17 protein-coding genes are annotated in these 16,469 nt (G+C 66.4%); 6 read left to right on the top strand and 11 right to left on the bottom strand.

All coding sequences use genetic code 11. The features are described from left to right. Positions 1-114 precede the first annotated feature (114 nt). Together WBG56_RS13140 and WBG56_RS13135 are read left to right on the top strand one after the other, a co-directional pair. A complete protein-coding gene (locus WBG56_RS13140; RefSeq protein WP_424269033.1) occupies positions 115-603 on the top strand; it encodes a MarR family winged helix-turn-helix transcriptional regulator in 489 nt (162 codons plus the stop codon). Further along, the gene (locus WBG56_RS13135) at positions 600-1,826 is read left to right on the top strand and encodes an MFS transporter (protein WP_424269031.1); all 1,227 of its coding nucleotides are present in this window, start codon (positions 600-602) and stop codon (positions 1,824-1,826) included. The genes WBG56_RS13140 and WBG56_RS13135 overlap by 4 nt, the downstream gene beginning before the upstream one ends. Before the next feature lie 12 nt (positions 1,827-1,838). Here WBG56_RS13135 and yghX read toward each other — a convergent pair whose 3' ends face one another. From yghX to WBG56_RS13120, 3 genes are all read right to left on the bottom strand, one after another. Further along, positions 1,839-2,726, bottom strand: coding sequence for a YghX family hydrolase (gene yghX / locus WBG56_RS13130; RefSeq protein WP_424269029.1), 888 nt, complete (start codon positions 2,724-2,726; stop codon positions 1,839-1,841). Between the two features lie 168 nt (positions 2,727-2,894). Next, complete coding sequence (locus tag WBG56_RS13125; protein ID WP_424269027.1) at positions 2,895-3,497, bottom strand: LysE/ArgO family amino acid transporter; 603 nt, start codon at positions 3,495-3,497, stop codon at positions 2,895-2,897. Between the two features lie 110 nt (positions 3,498-3,607). Further along, on the bottom strand, positions 3,608-4,486 hold the full coding sequence (locus WBG56_RS13120) for a DMT family transporter (protein WP_424269025.1): 879 nt from the start codon (positions 4,484-4,486) through the stop codon (positions 3,608-3,610). A gap of 176 nt (positions 4,487-4,662) precedes the next feature. On the opposite strand from WBG56_RS13120, the gene WBG56_RS13115 reads away from it, so the two are divergent. The 4 genes from WBG56_RS13115 (at position 4,663) to ftsB (ending at position 8,959) form a co-directional block, all read left to right on the top strand. After that, positions 4,663-6,324: a CTP synthase gene (locus WBG56_RS13115; protein WP_424269023.1), complete on the top strand. Its 1,662-nt coding sequence runs from the start codon at positions 4,663-4,665 to the stop codon at positions 6,322-6,324. A 4-nt stretch (positions 6,325-6,328) separates the two neighbouring features. Then, positions 6,329-7,180, top strand: coding sequence for a 3-deoxy-8-phosphooctulonate synthase (gene kdsA / locus WBG56_RS13110; protein WP_424269021.1), 852 nt, complete (start codon positions 6,329-6,331; stop codon positions 7,178-7,180). A 196-nt stretch (positions 7,181-7,376) separates the two neighbouring features. Beyond that, complete coding sequence (gene eno / locus WBG56_RS13105; protein ID WP_424269019.1) at positions 7,377-8,663, top strand: phosphopyruvate hydratase; 1,287 nt, start codon at positions 7,377-7,379, stop codon at positions 8,661-8,663. Between the two features lie 8 nt (positions 8,664-8,671). Next, positions 8,672-8,959, top strand: coding sequence for a cell division protein FtsB (gene ftsB, locus WBG56_RS13100; protein WP_424269017.1), 288 nt, complete (start codon positions 8,672-8,674; stop codon positions 8,957-8,959). Positions 8,960-8,965: 6 nt separating this feature from the next. Here the strand turns inward: ftsB and WBG56_RS13095 are convergent, their stop codons facing one another. The 8 genes from WBG56_RS13095 to holA form a co-directional block, all read right to left on the bottom strand. Further along, positions 8,966-9,856, bottom strand: a complete 891-nt coding sequence (locus tag WBG56_RS13095) for a TadE/TadG family type IV pilus assembly protein (protein ID WP_424269015.1) — start codon at positions 9,854-9,856, stop codon at positions 8,966-8,968. 264 nt (positions 9,857-10,120) lie between these two features. Beyond that, the gene (locus WBG56_RS13090) at positions 10,121-11,053 is read right to left on the bottom strand and encodes an Hsp33 family molecular chaperone HslO (RefSeq protein WP_424269013.1); all 933 of its coding nucleotides are present in this window, start codon (positions 11,051-11,053) and stop codon (positions 10,121-10,123) included. Then, positions 11,050-11,577 (bottom strand): RDD family protein, encoded by a 528-nt coding sequence (locus WBG56_RS13085; protein WP_424269011.1) that lies wholly within the window; start codon positions 11,575-11,577, stop codon positions 11,050-11,052. The genes WBG56_RS13090 and WBG56_RS13085 overlap by 4 nt, the downstream gene beginning before the upstream one ends. A gap of 147 nt (positions 11,578-11,724) precedes the next feature. Beyond that, positions 11,725-11,913, bottom strand: a complete 189-nt coding sequence (locus WBG56_RS13080) for a hypothetical protein (protein ID WP_424269009.1) — start codon at positions 11,911-11,913, stop codon at positions 11,725-11,727. Positions 11,914-12,050: 137 nt separating this feature from the next. Continuing rightward, the gene (locus WBG56_RS13075) at positions 12,051-13,703 is read right to left on the bottom strand and encodes a THUMP domain-containing protein (RefSeq protein WP_424269007.1); all 1,653 of its coding nucleotides are present in this window, start codon (positions 13,701-13,703) and stop codon (positions 12,051-12,053) included. A 5-nt stretch (positions 13,704-13,708) separates the two neighbouring features. Further along, the gene (locus WBG56_RS13070; protein WP_424269005.1) at positions 13,709-14,125 is read right to left on the bottom strand and encodes a CopD family protein; all 417 of its coding nucleotides are present in this window, start codon (positions 14,123-14,125) and stop codon (positions 13,709-13,711) included. A 1-nt stretch (position 14,126) separates the two neighbouring features. Continuing rightward, the gene (locus tag WBG56_RS13065; protein WP_424269208.1) at positions 14,127-15,374 is read right to left on the bottom strand and encodes a glutamate-5-semialdehyde dehydrogenase; all 1,248 of its coding nucleotides are present in this window, start codon (positions 15,372-15,374) and stop codon (positions 14,127-14,129) included. Positions 15,375-15,420: 46 nt separating this feature from the next. Further along, positions 15,421-16,467 carry a DNA polymerase III subunit delta gene (holA, locus tag WBG56_RS13060; protein WP_424269003.1) on the bottom strand — a complete coding sequence of 349 codons (1,047 nt, stop codon included), beginning with the start codon at positions 16,465-16,467 and terminating at the stop codon, positions 15,421-15,423. Positions 16,468-16,469 lie beyond the last annotated feature (2 nt).

Raw genomic sequence — 16,469 nt, 5'->3', positions numbered from 1 at the left:
GGGGATTGATCTCCTGCGCGATGCCGGCGGCTCGATTTCCCTGGATGGGGGTCGATATCGCCGGTATTTTTTCGTATAATTGCATAGCCATACTATGTAATTCATCGGGAAAATATGCACGAACATGCCACGGACGGCCCGGTCGGGGCCGAATTGCTGGACCGCATCGTGCGGCTGAACCGCTGGGTCACGCATCACACCACCTGGACGGTGCCGCTGGCGCAGGCGCGGGTTCTGTCGCAAATCAATGAACTGGGGCCCGTGCGCGTCAGCGATCTGGCGCGCGCGGAACACTGCAGCCAGCCCACCATGACCACGTTGGTGCATCGCCTGCAGGAACAGCAATTGGTGGCCCGCACCACCGATCCGGACGATGCCCGCGCCACGCGGATTTCCCTGACGCCGCAGGGAAGGCGGATGCTGGCCGATCTGCGCCGGGAACGCGCCCGGGCCGTCGAATCCCTGATCGCCGACTTGACGCCGGCGCAGCGACGGGGCCTGCAGGGCGCCCTGCAGGCCCTGACCGGGCTGCTGGGGGCGGCCTACCGCCAGTCTGCCGATCTTTCCATCAAATCCGTCAGCAAGGACCTTTCTTCATCATGAATCTATTGCGACAACCCAAGGCCGTGCTGGCCGTCGCGTTCGCTTGCGTCATCGCCTTCATGGGCATCGGCCTGGTCGACCCCATCCTCAAGCCCATCGCCGATTCCCTGGGCGCCACGCCTTCGCAGACCTCGCTGCTGTTCACCAGCTATATGGCCGTCATGGGCCTGGCCATGCTGATCACCAGCGTCGTGTCCAGCCGCCTGGGGGTCAAACGCACGCTGCTGCTGGGCCTGGCGGTCATCATCGTCGGGGCCGGGTTGGCGGGGATGTCCGATTCCGTCATGGAAATCGTCGGCTATCGAGCCGTCTGGGGGCTGGGCAACGCCCTGTTCGTCGCCACTGCGCTGGCAGCCATCGTCAGCGCGTCCCGGGGCTCGGTGCGCGATGCCATCATTTTCTACGAGGCCGCGCTGGGGGTGGGTATTGCGGCAGGCCCGCTGATCGGCGGGGTCCTGGGTTCGATTTCCTGGCGCGGGCCGTTCTTCGGGGTATCGGTGCTGATGGCCATCGCTTTCGTGGTCACGGTGGCGCTGCTGCCGGCCGCGGCGGCGGTGGCCCGCCCCAGTTCGCTGGGCGATCCGTTCCGGGCGCTGAAGCACCCCGGCCTGCTGGGCGTGGCGATCACGGCGTTGCTGTACAACTTCGGCTTTTTCACGTTGCTGGCCTACACGCCGTTTCCCCTGGACATGGGCGCCCAGCAGGTCGGGCTGGTCTTCTTTGGCTGGGGCGCGATGCTGGCTTTCGCTTCGGTTGTCCTGGCGCCCCGGATGCAGGTCGCTTTCGGCACGCTGCCGTCCATCGTCATCGCCCTGACGGGCTTTGCGGCGGTGCTGGTCATGATGGCCGTCTGGACCGACAACAAGACCGTGCTGGTGGTCGGCGTGGTAGCGGCGGGCCTGTTCCTGGGGATCAACAACACGCTGGTCACCGAAACCGTGATGAAGGCCGCTCCCGTCGAACGCGGCGTGGCCTCCGCGGCCTACAGCTTCGTGCGCTTCAGCGGCGGGGCGGTCGCGCCCTGGCTGGCGGGCTACCTGGGCGAGACCATCAACGACCACGTGCCCTACTGGGTGGGCGCCGCCGCTGTGCTGGCCGGTGTGGCCGTGCTGCTGGCCAGCCGCCGACACCTGCGCCACATCGACGAATCGCACGACCTGCCGGCTGTCCCGGACGATGCCCATCGGGCTTCCGCAGCGGAGCCTGCGCTGGCCAAGGCCTGAGAGCGCGCCCTGCTATGCCAGCCAGCGCCTGAACCAGGCGATGCTGCGGCTCCAGGCCAGTTCGGCGGCATCTTTGTCGTAGCGCGGGGTCGAATCGTTGTGAAAACCGTGGTTCACACCGGGGTAGATGTGGGCCTCGTAGGTCTTGCCGCCGGCCTTCAGCGCCGCCTCGTAGGCCGGCCAGCCCGCATTGACGCGGGTGTCCAGGCCCGCATAGTGCAGCAGCAGCGGCGCCTGGATGCGGGGCACGTCTTCCGGGCGCGGCTGCATGCCGTAGAACGGCACGGCCGCCCCCAGTTCCGGGTAGGCGACGGCAGCCGCGTTGGCGACCCCGCCGCCGTAGCAGAAGCCGATGATGCCGGTCTTGCCTGTCGATCCCGCCACGGTCGGCAGGAATTCGACGGCGGCGAAGAAATCGTTCATCAGCTTGACCGGGTCGATCTGCTGCTGCAGTTCCCGGCCCAGGTCGTCATTGCCGGGGTAGCCGCCCTTGGCGCTGAGGCCGTCAGGCGCCAGCGCCAGGAAACCGGCCTTGGCCAGCCGCCGGGCGACGTCCTCGATGTAGGGATTCAGGCCCCGGTTTTCGTGGACCACCACGACGCCGGGAACCTTGCCCGTGGCCTTGGCCGGACGGACCAGGTAGGCGCGTATCGTGCCGTTGCCCTTGGGGGACGGGTAATGGATGTATTCGGCGAGGATGTCCGGATCGGTGAAGGACACCTGTTCGGCCAGCGCGTAATCGGGCGACAGCGTGGCCAGCAGGGTCGCGGCGCCCAGTCCACCGGCGGCGTAGCGCGCCGCCCGGTTCAGGAATTCGCGCCGGTCGATCAGCCCGTGCGCGTAGAAATCATAGAGTTCCAGCAGTTCCGGCGCGAAGTCTTTCGCAGTCAACCTGGGCATGGCGTTCTCCCGGCTTTCATGGATGGGTGCGCAGACCATGGTAGGCGAGGCGGGCCGCGCGGTAAAGCATTGATTGTGTGGCCAGGTTTCCTCGCGTCGGCGCGGCTTTCGGGCCGCGCAGCGCGGGCGGCATGCCGCGCTGCGCGGCCCGAATGGCCGGGACGGGCGTCACGCTGATGTCGCCAGCTTCACCGCCAATAGCGTCATCACCAGGCCGACCAGCAGATCCAGCACGCGCCACGCGACAGGGCGGGCGAACAGCGGCCGCAACAGCCGGGCGCCGAATCCCAACGCGAAGAAGAACAGGAACGATGCCGTGACCGCCCCCAGCCCGAACAGGAATCGGTCGGGGCCGTAGTTTGTGGACACCGAGCCCAGCAGCACGACGGTGTCCAGATAGACGTGCGGGTTCAGCCAGGTGAATGCCAGGCAGGTGGCGATCGTGGCGGACAGGCTGCCGGCCCCGGCCTGCGACGGATTCAGCGCCGACCTGTTGGTGATCGCTGCCCAGAAGCTTCTGATGGCATAGACCGCCAGGAAAAGGGCGCCCGCCCAGGTCATGACGACCTGGATGCCGGGCGCAGCCGCGACCAGCGCGCCAAAACCCGCGACCCCTGCGATGATCAGGACCATGTCGGAGAGGGCGCAGGTCAGGCTGACGGCCAGCACGTGCTGTTTCTGCAGGCCCTGCTTCAGCACGAAGGCGTTTTGCGCGCCGATAGCGGCGATCAGGCCAAGCCCGAGGAGAAATCCGGAGATGAAGCCGTTCATGGGGTTCCTGCGTTAGCGTGGTCCGGCGCGTGCCGCGGCGGCCCGTCTTGATGCGCGTGCTGATCGAGCGTTATCCGCGTCGAGGACAGAGTGTATGACGAAGTCGGCGCTCAGGATTTTCGGATCACAAGATAGATCCCGATGACGGTCAGCAAAACACCCGGCATGGACTCCAGTGCCAGCGTTTCTCCTAAAACGAGATACGCGATGAGTGCCGTGACGGGCGGAACGAGGAAGAACAGCGCGGAGACGCGAGACGCTTCCCCCCTCCTGATCATGGCGAGAAGAAGCGAAATGGCGAGCAGGGAGTTGCAGAAAACCAGATAGGTCAGCGATCCGATCAGGGGCCATGACCACTCAATATGCATGGGCTCCAAGGCATAAGCCAAGGGTGCGCAGATCGCGAGTCCCATGGAATACTGCACGAGGTTTGCCGCGATGGGATGAACCGGTTCGGCGTAGCGCTTCTCGATCAGTGTGCTGCTGGCCATGGAGACAAGCGCCATGACACCGAATGCCAGTCCGAGCGTCGAAGTGACCTCGAGCCTGGAGTTCCCGACGATGACGATCACGGCGCCACCGACCCCGAGAAGCAGGCCAGCCCACCTGGCGGGGGTCACCCTTTCCCGGGCAACCACCGGTGCGAGAAGCCCGACGAGAATCGGTTGCTGGCTGGTGATAAGCGCGATCGTTCCCGCGGTCATGCCATGACGCAGGCTTAGATAGGTGAAGGCGAAGTAACCTGCCTGCAGACAGATACCGACGCCGACCAGGGCGCCCCAACTCCGAAGTGTCGCGGGAAAGGCAGGCCTGATCCACAGCGCGGGCAGCAGTAACGCGCCGACCACAAGAACGTATCTCAAGGCCAGGAAAGTGATCGGGTCGGCATAATCCAGGCCCAGCTTGAGAAAGACGAAGCCGCTGGACCATAAAAGCAGGAAGATGGCCGGGGACGCTTTGATCCAAGCCGTAGGTTCGTTATCTGACATCTTGCTGGTCTTCACCGTCCGCAGACTGCGGCCCACAGTTCTAGCGCTATTAACGGCTTCCGTCAACGTCATTCTTGCGCGTCAGCCGATGCTGCGGCGGGCCTCCCGATAGCCCCGGCGGAGTGGTTATAATCTCAATTTCCCGCTGCGCCCGTCCACACCGGGCTCCTATAGAAATGACCAAATACGTATTCGTCACAGGGGGCGTCGTCTCCTCCCTGGGCAAAGGCATTGCTGCGGCGTCGCTCGCCGCGATCCTGGAATCCCGCGGGTTGCGGGTCACGATGCTGAAACTGGATCCCTATATCAACGTGGATCCGGGCACCATGAGCCCCTTTCAGCACGGCGAGGTCTTCGTCACGGAAGACGGCGCCGAGACCGACCTGGATCTGGGCCACTACGAACGCTTCGTGTCGGCCCGCATGCACAAGGTCAACAACTTCACGACCGGCCAGATCTACGAATCCGTGCTGCGCAAGGAACGGCGGGGCGATTACCTGGGCAAGACCGTGCAGGTCATTCCCCACATCACCAATGAAATCCAGGATTTCGTCGCCCGCGGCGCGAAAGCCGCCTACAACGGCCAGGCCGACGTGGCCATCGTCGAGATCGGCGGCACGGTGGGCGATATCGAATCGCTGCCTTTCCTGGAAGCCGTGCGCCAGATGAGCCTGCGCCTGGGCCGCAACCAGTGCGCCTTCGTGCACCTGACGCTGGTGCCCTACATCGCCTCGGCGGGCGAACTCAAGACCAAGCCCACCCAGCACTCGGTGCAGAAGCTGCGTGAAATCGGCATCTATCCCAATGCGCTGCTGTGCCGCGCCGATCGTCCGGTGCCCGACGACGAACGGGCGAAGATCTCCCTGTTCTCCAACGTGCCCCTGGACGCGGTGATCTCGGTCTGGGATTCGGATTCCATCTACAAGATCCCGGCCATGCTGCATGCGCAGGGCCTGGACAGCCTGGTGTGCGACGCGCTGGCCATCACGCCGCCGCCTGCCGACCTGACCGTCTGGGACCGCCTGGTGCGCGATCTGGAAAACCCCAGCGAATCCATCACCATCGGCATGGTCGGCAAATACGTCGACCTGACCGAATCCTACAAATCCCTGTCCGAAGCCCTGGTGCACGCCGGCATCCACACGCATTCGCGAGTGCATATCGAATACCTGGATTCCGAGGAAATCGAAGCCCAGGGCACTGCTTGTCTGGCTGGCCTGGATGCCATCCTGGTGCCGGGCGGTTTCGGCAAGCGCGGCACCGAAGGCAAGATCAAGGCCATCCAGTATGCCCGCGAACACGGCATTCCCTACCTGGGCATCTGCCTGGGCATGCAGCTGGCCGTGGTGGAATTCGCCCGCCACGTGGCCGGCCTGGGCGGGGCCAACAGCACCGAATTCGATCCCTCGGCCGCGCATCCGGTCGTGGCGCTGATCACTGAATGGCAGGACCGCGAGGGCAAGATCGAAAAACGCGATGCCGCGTCCGATCTGGGCGGCACCATGCGCAAGGGCGCCCAGCGCTGCCCGGTGAAGCCCGGCACGCGGGCCTTCGACATCTACGGGGCGGAGGTCAATGAACGCCACCGCCATCGCTACGAAGTCAACAACGTCTACGTGAACCGCCTGGAAGAAGCCGGCCTGGTCATCAGCGCCCGCACGCCCACGGAAAACCTGCCGGAAATCATGGAAATCCCCAGCCATCCGTGGTTCATGGGGGTGCAGTTCCATCCGGAATTCACGTCCACGCCGCGCGACGGACACCCGTTGTTCACCAGCTATATCCAGGCGGCGCTGGCTTATCAGAAAAGCCGGACCAGCCTGAACGTCAAGGGGTAGAACCATGCAACTGTGTCATTTTCAGGCGGGCCTGGATCAGCCGCTGTTTCTGATTGCCGGCCCTTGCGTGATCGAATCGCGCGAACTGGCCTTTGAAACCGCCGGCATCCTGCAGGAAATGACGCGGGCGCTGGGCATCCCCTTCATCTACAAAAGCTCCTTCGACAAGGCCAACCGCAGTTCGGGCGCCTCGTTCCGGGGGCCCGGCATGGACGAGGGCCTGAAGATCCTGGAAGACGTGCGCAAGCAGTTGGGCGTGCCGGTGTTGACCGACGTGCATGAAACCGGACAGGCCCGCGAGGTCGCCTCGGTGGTGGACGTGTTGCAGACGCCCGCCTTCCTGTGCCGCCAGACGGATTTCATCCAGGCCTGCGCCGCGACGCTGAAACCCGTCAACATCAAGAAAGGCCAGTTCCTGGCGCCCGAAGATATGAAACAGGTCGTATCCAAGGCCCGCGACGCCGCCATCCAGGCGGGGGGCGACGGCCGGAACATCATGGTCTGCGAGCGCGGCGCGTCATTCGGCTATCACAATCTGGTGTCGGACATGCGCTCCCTGGCCATCATGCGCGACACGCATTGCCCCGTGGTGTTCGATGCCACCCATTCGGTGCAGCTGCCCGGCGGGCAGGGCACCAGTTCAGGAGGCCAGCGCGAATTCGTGCCGGTGCTGGCGCGCGCCGCCGTGGCGGTGGGCGTGGCCGGGGTATTCATGGAAACCCATCCGAATCCCGAGAAGGCCCTGTCCGACGGCCCCAATGCCGTGCCGCTGGGCAAAATGCGGGCGTTGCTGGAGACCCTGGTGGCGCTGGACCGCTGCGTAAAGCAGGGCGGGGCGCTGGATCTGGCGCTGTAACAGCCCTATGTGCCATGCGTCGGGGGCGTCGGCCTCGACTCCGGAGCGGACGTCCAGTCCCTGCAGTGCATACTTCCGGTACGGGACGCGCGGCCCACAGGCTCGGCGTTCCGAAGTAGACTGACTCCCAGGATCCCCCGCTACAATAGCGGGGTTTCATTTTCCACCCACCCCAAACAGGCAGGACGGTCATACCATGAGTGCAATCGTAGACATCATCGGGCGCGAAATTCTGGATTCGCGCGGCAACCCCACCGTGGAATGCGACGTATTGCTGGAATCCGGCGCCATGGGCCGGGCAGCGGTGCCGTCGGGCGCATCGACCGGTTCGCGCGAGGCCATCGAGCTGCGCGACGGCGACAAGTCCCGCTACCTGGGCAAGGGCGTGCTGCGGGCGGTGGAACACGTCAACACTGAAATCTCCGAGGCCCTGATGGGCCTGGATGCCCAGGAACAGACCTTCATCGACCGCACCCTGATCGACCTGGACGGCACGGACGACAAGAGCCGCCTGGGCGCCAATGCCATCCTGGCCGCCAGCATGGCCGTCGCCAAGGCGGCGGCGGACGACGCCGGCCTGTCGCTGTATCGTTATTTCGGCGGCAGCGGCCCCATGCAGATGCCCGTGCCCATGATGAACGTCATCAATGGCGGGGCGCACGCCAACAACACCCTGGATCTGCAGGAATTCATGATCCTGCCGGTGGGGGCGACCAGCTTTCGCGAAGCCCTGCGCATGGGGGCGGAAGTCTTCCACGCCCTGAAGAAGATCATCGGCGGCCAGGGCATGTCCACGGCCGTGGGCGACGAAGGCGGTTTCGCCCCGAACGTCGCCAACCACGAAGCGGCCATCGAACTGATCCTGAAGGCCATCGGCGAAGCCGGCTACGAAGCCGGCTCCCAGATCGTGCTGGGCCTGGATTGCGCCAGCTCCGAATTCTACCGGGACGGCAAGTACCACCTGGCCGGCGAAGGCGGCATCGCCCTGAATTCCCAGGACTTCGCCAATCTGCTGGCGTCCTGGTGCGATAAGTATCCGATCATCACCATCGAAGACGGCATGGCCGAGGACGACTGGGACGGCTGGCGCATCCTGACCGAGCAACTGGGCCGCAAGGTCCAACTGGTGGGCGACGATCTGTTCGTCACCAACACCAAGATCCTGAAGAAAGGCATCGAACAGGGCATCGCCAATTCGATCCTCATCAAGATCAACCAGATCGGCACGCTGACGGAAACCTTCGCCGCCATCGAAATGGCCAAACGCGCCGGCTACACTGCCGTGATCTCGCATCGCTCCGGGGAAACGGAAGACTCGACCATCGCCGACATCGCCGTGGCCACCAACGCCATGCAGATCAAGACCGGTTCGTTGTCGCGCTCCGACCGCATGGCCAAATACAACCAGCTGCTGCGCATCGAGGAAGAGCTGGCCGAGGTCGCCGCCTATCCGGGCGCGTCGGCCTTCTACAACCTGCGCTGATCGACGCTATGCGCCTGCTCAGCCTGGTCCTGCTGGCCCTGACGCTGGCTACCCAGTATCCCTTGTGGTGGGGCAAGGGCGGCTGGCTTCGGGTCCAGGACCTGCAGGCGCAGGTGCGGCAGGAAACCGACAACAATCAGGCGCTGATGGCCCGCAACAATGCCTTGCAGGCTGAGGTCCAGGATCTGAAAACCGGGATTTCAGCCGTCGAGGAACGCGCGCGCGGTGAATTGAACATGATCCGCGAAGGCGAATACTTCGTCCAGATCCTGCCTGATCCTCCCGGCGGGCAGTAGCGGTTCTCAGGGAGCGCAGGTCTCGGGCATGTCGCCCGCAGCTTCCTGGCCGGGGATGCTGATGTCCGGCGCCTCCATATCCATATCCGTTTCCGACGTGTCGACGCCCCGGGGGGCGTCCTGCCCCGTCGCGGGCGCCGTTTCCCCGGAGATGGGGCGATGGGGGTTTGTGTCGGCGCCGTCGGCGGGCGTGCTGCCCGGCGCTTCCGGAAAAGCAGGACCGGGATGCGCAGCCGCGTCGTGGACCACCCGCCCGTCGGGCAGGTCCGGCCAGGGGGCCGGATGGGACTGCATCACCATGCGGATGCGGCGCCGAAAGGGCAGATAGCCGTTTTCCATCATTCGCCGCCCTGTGGGGTCGCCATGCAGGGGCGCCAGTGCCCGGATGATCGCCGGGACGCCGGGCGCCAAGGGCGCTTGTGGCCACCAGAGATCCATCAACAGGGTGTTGGCTTCAAAAATCGTCAGGCCTGATCGCGGCCCACGTCCCTGGGGCCAGCCTTGCCGGATGCGGCGCGCGTGCTGCGCGGCCTGGTAGTCATTGCGGATCAGGGCCGGCGTCGGAAGCGGGCGCGAGGCCGTGAGCGTCGCATCGGCATGGTCCAGAAAGGCGGCGGGGGTGGGTTGCCGGATGCGAATCTGCCAGGGCAGGCCCAGGGCGTGACGCCGGCTGCGCAAGGCCCGCTCTTGTGCTGCCGGTTGAACGTAGATCGCGCGCAGGCCTTGCTCGAAGGCTTCGGCGATGGCTTGGGGGCTGGCCTGCCGTGTGCTTCCGGCGCGGGCTGCGTCCATCAGGGCCAGGCTCAGGGTTTGGCGCAGGCTCATCCAGTGCGCCAGTTCGACGCCCCCCAGGCCCAGGCTCAGGATGGGAAAGAGGACGGCCAGAAACCCTGCCATGCCCGCGCCCCGTTGCGCGGTCTTGCCGACGCGGAGGGCTGTGGGCGGGCGAGGGGCGGCCGGGCGTGGATGCGGTGCGCTGATGTGGGACGGCATGGTCCGCCTTGCCTCGTGTGTGCCGGGAGATGCAAGGCAGTATGGCGCGGGTCGGCCGTGCCAGGTAGGCTGGAAAATCCGCTATGACAAAAGCAGACGCGGACCATTGCCGATCCGGCGGCCCGCAGGGGGGCGCAGCGGCCCGGATGCAACCCGGGCGTGTGCGTGTCAGTGGATGGAGTCCGAGCCTGGCGCCGGCTGTTGCTCGGGCGTGTCCAGGAACAGCCCGGCACAGTCCACGGCGTCGAAGTCGTAGGGCTTGCCGCAGAAATTGCAGGCGATGTGCACATGTCCCTGCTCGGCCAGGATGGAGTCGATTTCGGGCCGGCCCAGGTTGCGCAGCATGTCCGCCACGCGTTTGCGGGTGCAGGGGCAGTGCCAGCGGACCGGCTGCTCCGGGAAGGCCAACAGGTCGTCTTCCCAGAAGAGTTTGTGGATCAGCGCGTCGGGCGTGTTTTCCAGCAGCTCGGCGGGCTTCAGGGTGTCCGCCAGGGCCTGGCAATGCGTCCAGGTGGCCTCGGCCCTGTCGGAGGGGATCGGGGCGTCGTCGTCGGCCGTCTGGCCCGGCATGCGTTGCAGCAGCAGGCCCGCGCAGCGATGATCGTCGGCGGCCAGCCACAGGCGGGTGTCCAGTTGCTCGGAATGCTTCATGTAGTATTCCAGCGCCGCAGCGACGGTCTCGCCTTCCAGGGGGACGATGCCCTGGTAGGTGGCGGCGCCTTCCTGGCGCCCGGCCGGGTCCAGCAGCACGGTGAACCGGCCCTGGCCGTCGGCGTTCAGCAACGACTGCAGCGTGGCGGCATCGGGGACGACGGCGGATTCCCCCACGTGCGCCGTGGCGCGAAGTTCCAGCGCCGCGGTGCATTCCACCATGATCAGCCGCACGGGGCCGTTGCCCTGCAGTTGCAGCACGACGGAACCGTCGAACTTGATGTTGCCGGCCAGCAGGACGGCGGCCGCGGCCAGTTCGCCCAGCAGGCTGACGATCCGCGGGGGGAGGTCCTGGTGGGCCAGGCCCGTCTGCCAGGCCTGTTCCAGGCGCAGGGTCTGGATACGGGTGCTGTGGTCGGCCGTCAGGTATTTCTTCAGAAAATCGCTCATGTGGGCAGTCTTAGGTCATGCAGTTCGGTGCCCAGCAAGCGGTCATGCAGGAATTGCTTGTGCGGGTCGAACCAGGTCCAGATGAAAATCGAAAAAGGGGCGGCGACGATCAGCAGGTCCAGCGAAGGCCAGCCGATGGCCCGGGACAGGGCGCCGATCAGCAGCGCGGTCAACAGCGGCAGTGGCCACAGCAGCACATAACGCACCACCATGCGGGAACCGCGCAGCGGCTGGCCGCCTCGGTCGGTCAGGCGGATGTTCCAGGTTTTCATGGGCAGGGTCTGGCCGCCTCGTCGCCAGCAGGCCAGGAAATACACCCCCATGGCCAGAAACAGGAACGCCTGGCGGGAATGGCGCAGCATCAGGCCGCTGCGGCTTTGCGTCAGGGTGTCGAACAGGTACCCGGCCAGGAACACGACGCCAAACAGCAGCACGCCCTCGTACATCATGCAGGCAAAGCGCCGCAGCCGGGGCGGGGCGAGGGGGATTGGGGGCAATGCGGTGTGGGCGGTGGTGGTCGGCATGGTGGCTGGCGGTCGGAAAAGCACGCCATTATCCCATGCCGCGGCTTGGGCTGACGGGGACAACGAACCATGTCCGGATTGCAGGCAAGACAAAGGCCGCCTGAGTCAGGCGGCCTTGCGACGAAACCCTGAGCTGGGTCAGAGCGATCAGTGGGCGGTGCGCACCGAGTGATGCACGCGGCCTTCGGGGGCCTTGAAGAAGCTGGCGACCTTCTTGAACAATTGCTTCACGGCGCGATCCAGGACGTATTCCTGTTGCGCTTCGATGGCTTCGGCCAACAGTTGGCGTTCCAGGGCATCGGTCAGGCGGATATCGACATTGTGCAGGTTCTTCATGGCAGGCCTCTTGGCGTGGTAAAGAGCGTTTCGCTCGGGTTAACCCTATTATAGGGTTTTCCCTAGTCAAAAAGCAAGCGCCGATTCTGGCGGGTGGCAAGGCCTGTTGTAAAAAGGCAGTCCCTGGATGGTTGCGCCTAGCGGCCCCGGTAACTGGCCGACACCAGTTCGAACTGGAACAGGCGGCAGTCCAGCGCCCCGTTATGCAGGGGGTGGCGTCGTCGGGCCTTCAGGCGCAGTTGGCCCGGCAGGTCCAGGTCGCTGGTGATGATGTTCACTTGCCAGCCGCCGTAGCGCTGCTTCAGCTGAGTGGCCCATTGCGGCCAGAGCTCGGCATCGTGATCGCCCAGCCGTTCGCCGTAGGGGGGATTGGTGACGATCCAGCCGGTTTCGGCGGGCGGCGGCAGGTGACGGGCGTCGCAGACCTCGAAGCGGATGGTGTCCGGACTCAGGTGGGCCCGGTCGATGTTGGCGCGGGCCGCCTCGATGGCGGCGGCGTCGATGTCGCTGCCCACCAGGGGCTGGTCGAGCCGGGGCGCGATGTGGGCGCGGGCGTCTTCCTTCAGGTGGCGCCAGAGCCGCGTATCGTGCGAGCGCAAGCGCTCGAAACCGAAAGGCCGCCAGATTCCGGGGGGCACGCCCAGGGCGATCCAGGCAGCTTCGATCAGGATCGTGCCGCTGCCGCAGAACGGGTCCAGTAGCGGCGCATCGGGCGCCCAGCCCGACAGCGCCAGCAGCCCGGCCGCCAGGTTCTCGCGCAGGGGGGCTTCGCCTTTATCCAGGCGCCAGCCGCGCTTGAACAGCGATTCGCCCGAGACGTCCAGGTACAAGGTGGCCTGCCGTTCGTCCAGGAACAGGTGCACGCGGGCGTCGGGCCGCACCGTATCGATGTCGGGGCGGGCGCCTTCGCGTTCGCGCAACCGGTCGCAGATGCCGTCCTTGGCGCGCAGATTGCAGTATTGCAGGCTGCGCATGGGGCTGTGGATGGCCGAGGTGTCCACGCGCAGTGACTGCTCGGGGCCGAACCAGCGTTCCCATTCGGTCTGGCGGGCCAGCGCCAGGATGTCGTCTTCCGTGTGAACGTCGGCCTGGGCGACCTGCACCAGGATGCGGGTCGCCAGCCGGGAATACAGATTCGCCCGCAGGATGCCCATCCAGTCCGCCTGGAAGCGGCAGCCGGCGCGGCCGGCTGTCACGCCGTCGTAGCCCAGGGCCTGCAGTTCCAGGGACAGGGCTTCTTCGAGACCGTGCGGGCAGGGGGCGAAGACGTGGAAGGTTTCGGCCACGTGAGGGGCGCGCGGGGTTCGCGGCCGGCGCTGGATGCGGGGGAGGGCGTCCGCATCTTCCTCATGGTCCGGGCGGGTGGAAGCGCCTGCAGGAGCGGATTCCGGATCATTGCGCCGGACGTAGTCCTGGCGCGGCCTGGATGGCCGGTCCGCCGGCCCCGATCGACCCGTGTCGCGCGCGCGGCCCGGCCGGTCGCCGGACGGCCTTCCGCGCCCGGGGCGTTCAGCACGGTCGGATCGTTCGGATCGTTCAGAGCGGGAGCGGGGCGCGCCCGGTCGGTCGTCCCGCGTCGCATGCCGGGCGGGCCTGCGCTCGGAGGAGCGCGCCTCGGCCGCGTCCGGGGCGGGGACTGAGTCCCGTGTCTGTTGGGCGCGTTCCTGTATGGCGGCCTGGCGGGCGCGGGCGCCCGATCGTTTCCGGCGTTCGCCGTCGAGAGGGGCGGGGCTGGCGGCGCCGGTTTTCGGCTTCAGTCCCAAGGTCTTGCGAGAGGTGGAATCGGTCATGGCGTTTAAAAAGGTTTGACGACCACCAGGATCAGGATCAGCAGCAACAGCAGCACCGGAATTTCATTGAACCAGCGGAAGTACTGGTGGCTGTGGCGGTTGGCGCCCATGGTGAAGGCGCGCAGGTGCCGCCGGCAGGCCAGATGAAAGACAGCCAGGCCCAGCACCCCCAGCAGCTTGGCGTGCAGCCAGCCCTGGCCCTGGCCGATGCCGTAGCCCAGCCACAGGATGACGCCCAGGATCAGCGCCAGGATGCCCAGCGGCGTCATGAAGCGGTACAGGCGCCCGGCCATGCCCAGCAGCGTGGCGCGCACGGCCGGGTCGTCGGCCTGCGCCAGATTGACGTAGATGCGAGGCAGGTAGAACAGCCCTGCGAACCAGGACACCACGAACAGGATGTGAAAGGTCTTGACCCACAGCATCTCAGCCCCGCAATTGGCCTTCGCCGGTCAGCACCCATTTCTGGATGGTCAGGCCTTCCAGGCCGACGGGCCCCCGGGCATGCAGGCGGTTGGTCGAAATGCCGATCTCCGCTCCCAGGCCGTATTCGAAGCCATCGGCGAAACAGGTGGGCAGGTTCACATAGACGGAACTGGAATCGACTTCCCGTTGGAAGCGCTGGGCCGCCGTCAGGTCTTCGGTGATGATGGATTCGGTGTGTTCGGAGCTGTAGCGGGCGATATGGTCCATGGCTTCGTCCAGGGAGTCGACCACGCGCACCGCCAGGATGGGGGCGAGGTATTCCGTGGCCCAGTCCTCGTCCGTGGCGGGGATGGAACCGGGCATCAGGGCGGCGGCGCGCGGGCAGGCCCGCAGTTCCACGCCCAATTCGGTGAAGCGGGCGGCGGCGCGGGGCAGCCATGCAGAGGCGACGTCGGCGTGCACCAACAGGGTTTCCATGGCGCCGCAGATGCCGTAGCGATAGGTCTTGGCGTTGATGGCGATGTCCAGCGCGCGGTCCAGGTCGGCGGCGCGATCCACGTACAGGTGGCAATTGCCTTCCAGGTGCTTGATCAGCGGCACGCGGGATTCCGCCGACAGACGGGCGATCAGGCTTTTGCCGCCGCGCGGGATGATGACGTCGATATAGTCGGTGAGCGTGACCATTTCGCCCACGGCGGCGCGATCGGTGGTGTCCACGACCTGCACGGCCTGGGGCGGCAGGCCGGCCGCCTGCAGGCCTGCCTGGATGATGCCGCCCAGCGCCTGGTTGGAATGGAAGGCTTCGCTGCCGCCGCGCAGGATGGTGGCGTTGCCAGACTTCAGGCACAGCGCGGCGGCGTCGATGGTGACGTTCGGCCGCGATTCATAGATGATGCCGATGACGCCCAGCGGCACCCGCATCCGGGCCACCCGCATGCCGTTGGGGCGCAGGGTGGTTTCGCTCAGGCCGCCGATGGGGTCGGGCATGGCGGCGATCTGCGTCAGCCCGGCCGCCATGGTTTCCAGGGCCTTGTCCGACAGGCGCAGGCGATCCATCAGCGGGGCTTCCAGGCCGCGCTGGGCGGCCGCCTGCAGGTCGCGTTCGTTCTCCGCCTGCAACCAGTCCCGGCGGCTTTGCAATTGGTCGGCCATGGCCAACAGGGCGGCGGACTTGGCCGCGCTGGATGCGGTGCGCATCTGTCGGGCGGCCTGGCGGGCCTGGCGGCCCAGGATTTCGAGCGAGGACAAAGCGGATTCAGGTGCGTTCATGGCGGTTCGGTCAAAAATTCGCGGATCAGGAGCGGCGGGCGCCGGCGCTGGCAATGCGCAGGACGAGCCGGGCCAGTTCATCCCAGGGGTCCCGCAGCCGGCCGGTCACCGGAATCCCCTTGATCAGCCGGTCGACTTCGTGAGCGTGACGCAAGGCTGCGGGCCAGGCGCGGGCCGGCACCCGCTGCAGCGCCTGGCGGACCAGCCGTTCGCGCGGGCCGAAAATGCGGTAGGCCCTCAGGGCGCCTTCCGGATTGGCATCGGCGCTGACGCGGGCCAGGATGCGGATTTCCTCGCCGACGGCCCACAGGACCAGCGGCAGGGCCTCGCCCTCGGCCCGCAGGCCGCTGAGCACCGTCAGCGCGCGGTCGGCCTGTCCGGCCAGCATGGCATCGCGCAAGTCATAGAGATTGTAGCGGGCTACGTTCAGCACGGCAGCCTGCATCTGGTCCAGGCTCAGGGGGCCGGCCGGGTGGAGCAGCGCGAGCTTCTGGATTTCCTGATGGGCCGCCAGCAGGTTGCCTTCGACCTTGTCGCTGAGCCAGGCCAGGGTGTCGGCGTCGGCCGTATGGTCCTGGCGGGCCAGGCGGCCGGCGATCCATTGGGGCAGGCCGGCGCGCGAGATGGTCGGCACGTCGATCCAGTGGGTCTGTTTTTTCAGGGACTGGACCCATTTGGCCTTTTGCGTCGTCCAGTCCAGCGCCGGCAGCCGGATCAGCATGCGGACATCGGGCAGTTGGCCTTGCGCCGCCATGTCGGCCAGCGCCTGCAGCGTGTCGGCGCCCGTCTTCCCGGGCTTGCCGGTGGGCAGGCTGATTTCGACCATGCGCAGATCGCCGAACAGGGATGTGTTGCGGGCGGCCATCAGCGCGGTGCTCCAGTCGCTGCGGGCATCCATCACCAGATGGGTGCGTTCGCTGCAGCCCTGGCGGGTGGCGGCGGCGCGGTAGGCGTCGGCCGCTTCGGTGACCAGCAGGATCTCGTCGCCCGACAAAACGGTGCAGGGCGGCAGATCGCGCCCGGACGCGAACTGTGCAATGAGCTGATCGGCGTCGGGCGTGCGGCTGGACATGG

The sequence above is a fragment of the Castellaniella sp. genome, from assembly GCF_049671645.1.
GTDB lineage: Bacteria > Pseudomonadota > Gammaproteobacteria > Burkholderiales > Burkholderiaceae_B > Castellaniella.
The sequence above is the reverse complement of the archived record's forward strand: the minus strand, read 5'-3'. Positions and strand labels throughout refer to the sequence as shown.

What these genes read in the sequence shown, in the direction of transcription:
- WBG56_RS13080 (WP_424269009.1), bottom strand. Translation starts at nt 11,913, where the DNA reads ATGAAGAACCTGCACAATGTCGATATCCGCCTGACCGATGCCCTGGAA.
- WBG56_RS13115 (WP_424269023.1), top strand. Translation starts at nt 4,663, where the DNA reads ATGACCAAATACGTATTCGTCACAGGGGGCGTCGTCTCCTCCCTGGGC.
- WBG56_RS13135 (WP_424269031.1), top strand. Translation starts at nt 600, where the DNA reads ATGAATCTATTGCGACAACCCAAGGCCGTGCTGGCCGTCGCGTTCGCT.
- WBG56_RS13120 (WP_424269025.1), bottom strand. Translation starts at nt 4,486, where the DNA reads ATGTCAGATAACGAACCTACGGCTTGGATCAAAGCGTCCCCGGCCATC.
- WBG56_RS13070 (WP_424269005.1), bottom strand. Translation starts at nt 14,125, where the DNA reads ATGCTGTGGGTCAAGACCTTTCACATCCTGTTCGTGGTGTCCTGGTTC.
- eno (WP_424269019.1), top strand. Translation starts at nt 7,377, where the DNA reads ATGAGTGCAATCGTAGACATCATCGGGCGCGAAATTCTGGATTCGCGC.
- WBG56_RS13095 (WP_424269015.1), bottom strand. Translation starts at nt 9,856, where the DNA reads ATGGCAGGGTTTCTGGCCGTCCTCTTTCCCATCCTGAGCCTGGGCCTG.
- WBG56_RS13125 (WP_424269027.1), bottom strand. Translation starts at nt 3,497, where the DNA reads ATGAACGGCTTCATCTCCGGATTTCTCCTCGGGCTTGGCCTGATCGCC.
- ftsB (WP_424269017.1), top strand. Translation starts at nt 8,672, where the DNA reads ATGCGCCTGCTCAGCCTGGTCCTGCTGGCCCTGACGCTGGCTACCCAG.
- WBG56_RS13075 (WP_424269007.1), bottom strand. Translation starts at nt 13,703, where the DNA reads ATGACCGATTCCACCTCTCGCAAGACCTTGGGACTGAAGCCGAAAACC.
- kdsA (WP_424269021.1), top strand. Translation starts at nt 6,329, where the DNA reads ATGCAACTGTGTCATTTTCAGGCGGGCCTGGATCAGCCGCTGTTTCTG.
- holA (WP_424269003.1), bottom strand. Translation starts at nt 16,467, where the DNA reads ATGTCCAGCCGCACGCCCGACGCCGATCAGCTCATTGCACAGTTCGCG.
- WBG56_RS13090 (WP_424269013.1), bottom strand. Translation starts at nt 11,053, where the DNA reads ATGAGCGATTTTCTGAAGAAATACCTGACGGCCGACCACAGCACCCGT.
- WBG56_RS13140 (WP_424269033.1), top strand. Translation starts at nt 115, where the DNA reads ATGCACGAACATGCCACGGACGGCCCGGTCGGGGCCGAATTGCTGGAC.
- yghX (WP_424269029.1), bottom strand. Translation starts at nt 2,726, where the DNA reads ATGCCCAGGTTGACTGCGAAAGACTTCGCGCCGGAACTGCTGGAACTC.
- WBG56_RS13085 (WP_424269011.1), bottom strand. Translation starts at nt 11,577, where the DNA reads ATGCCGACCACCACCGCCCACACCGCATTGCCCCCAATCCCCCTCGCC.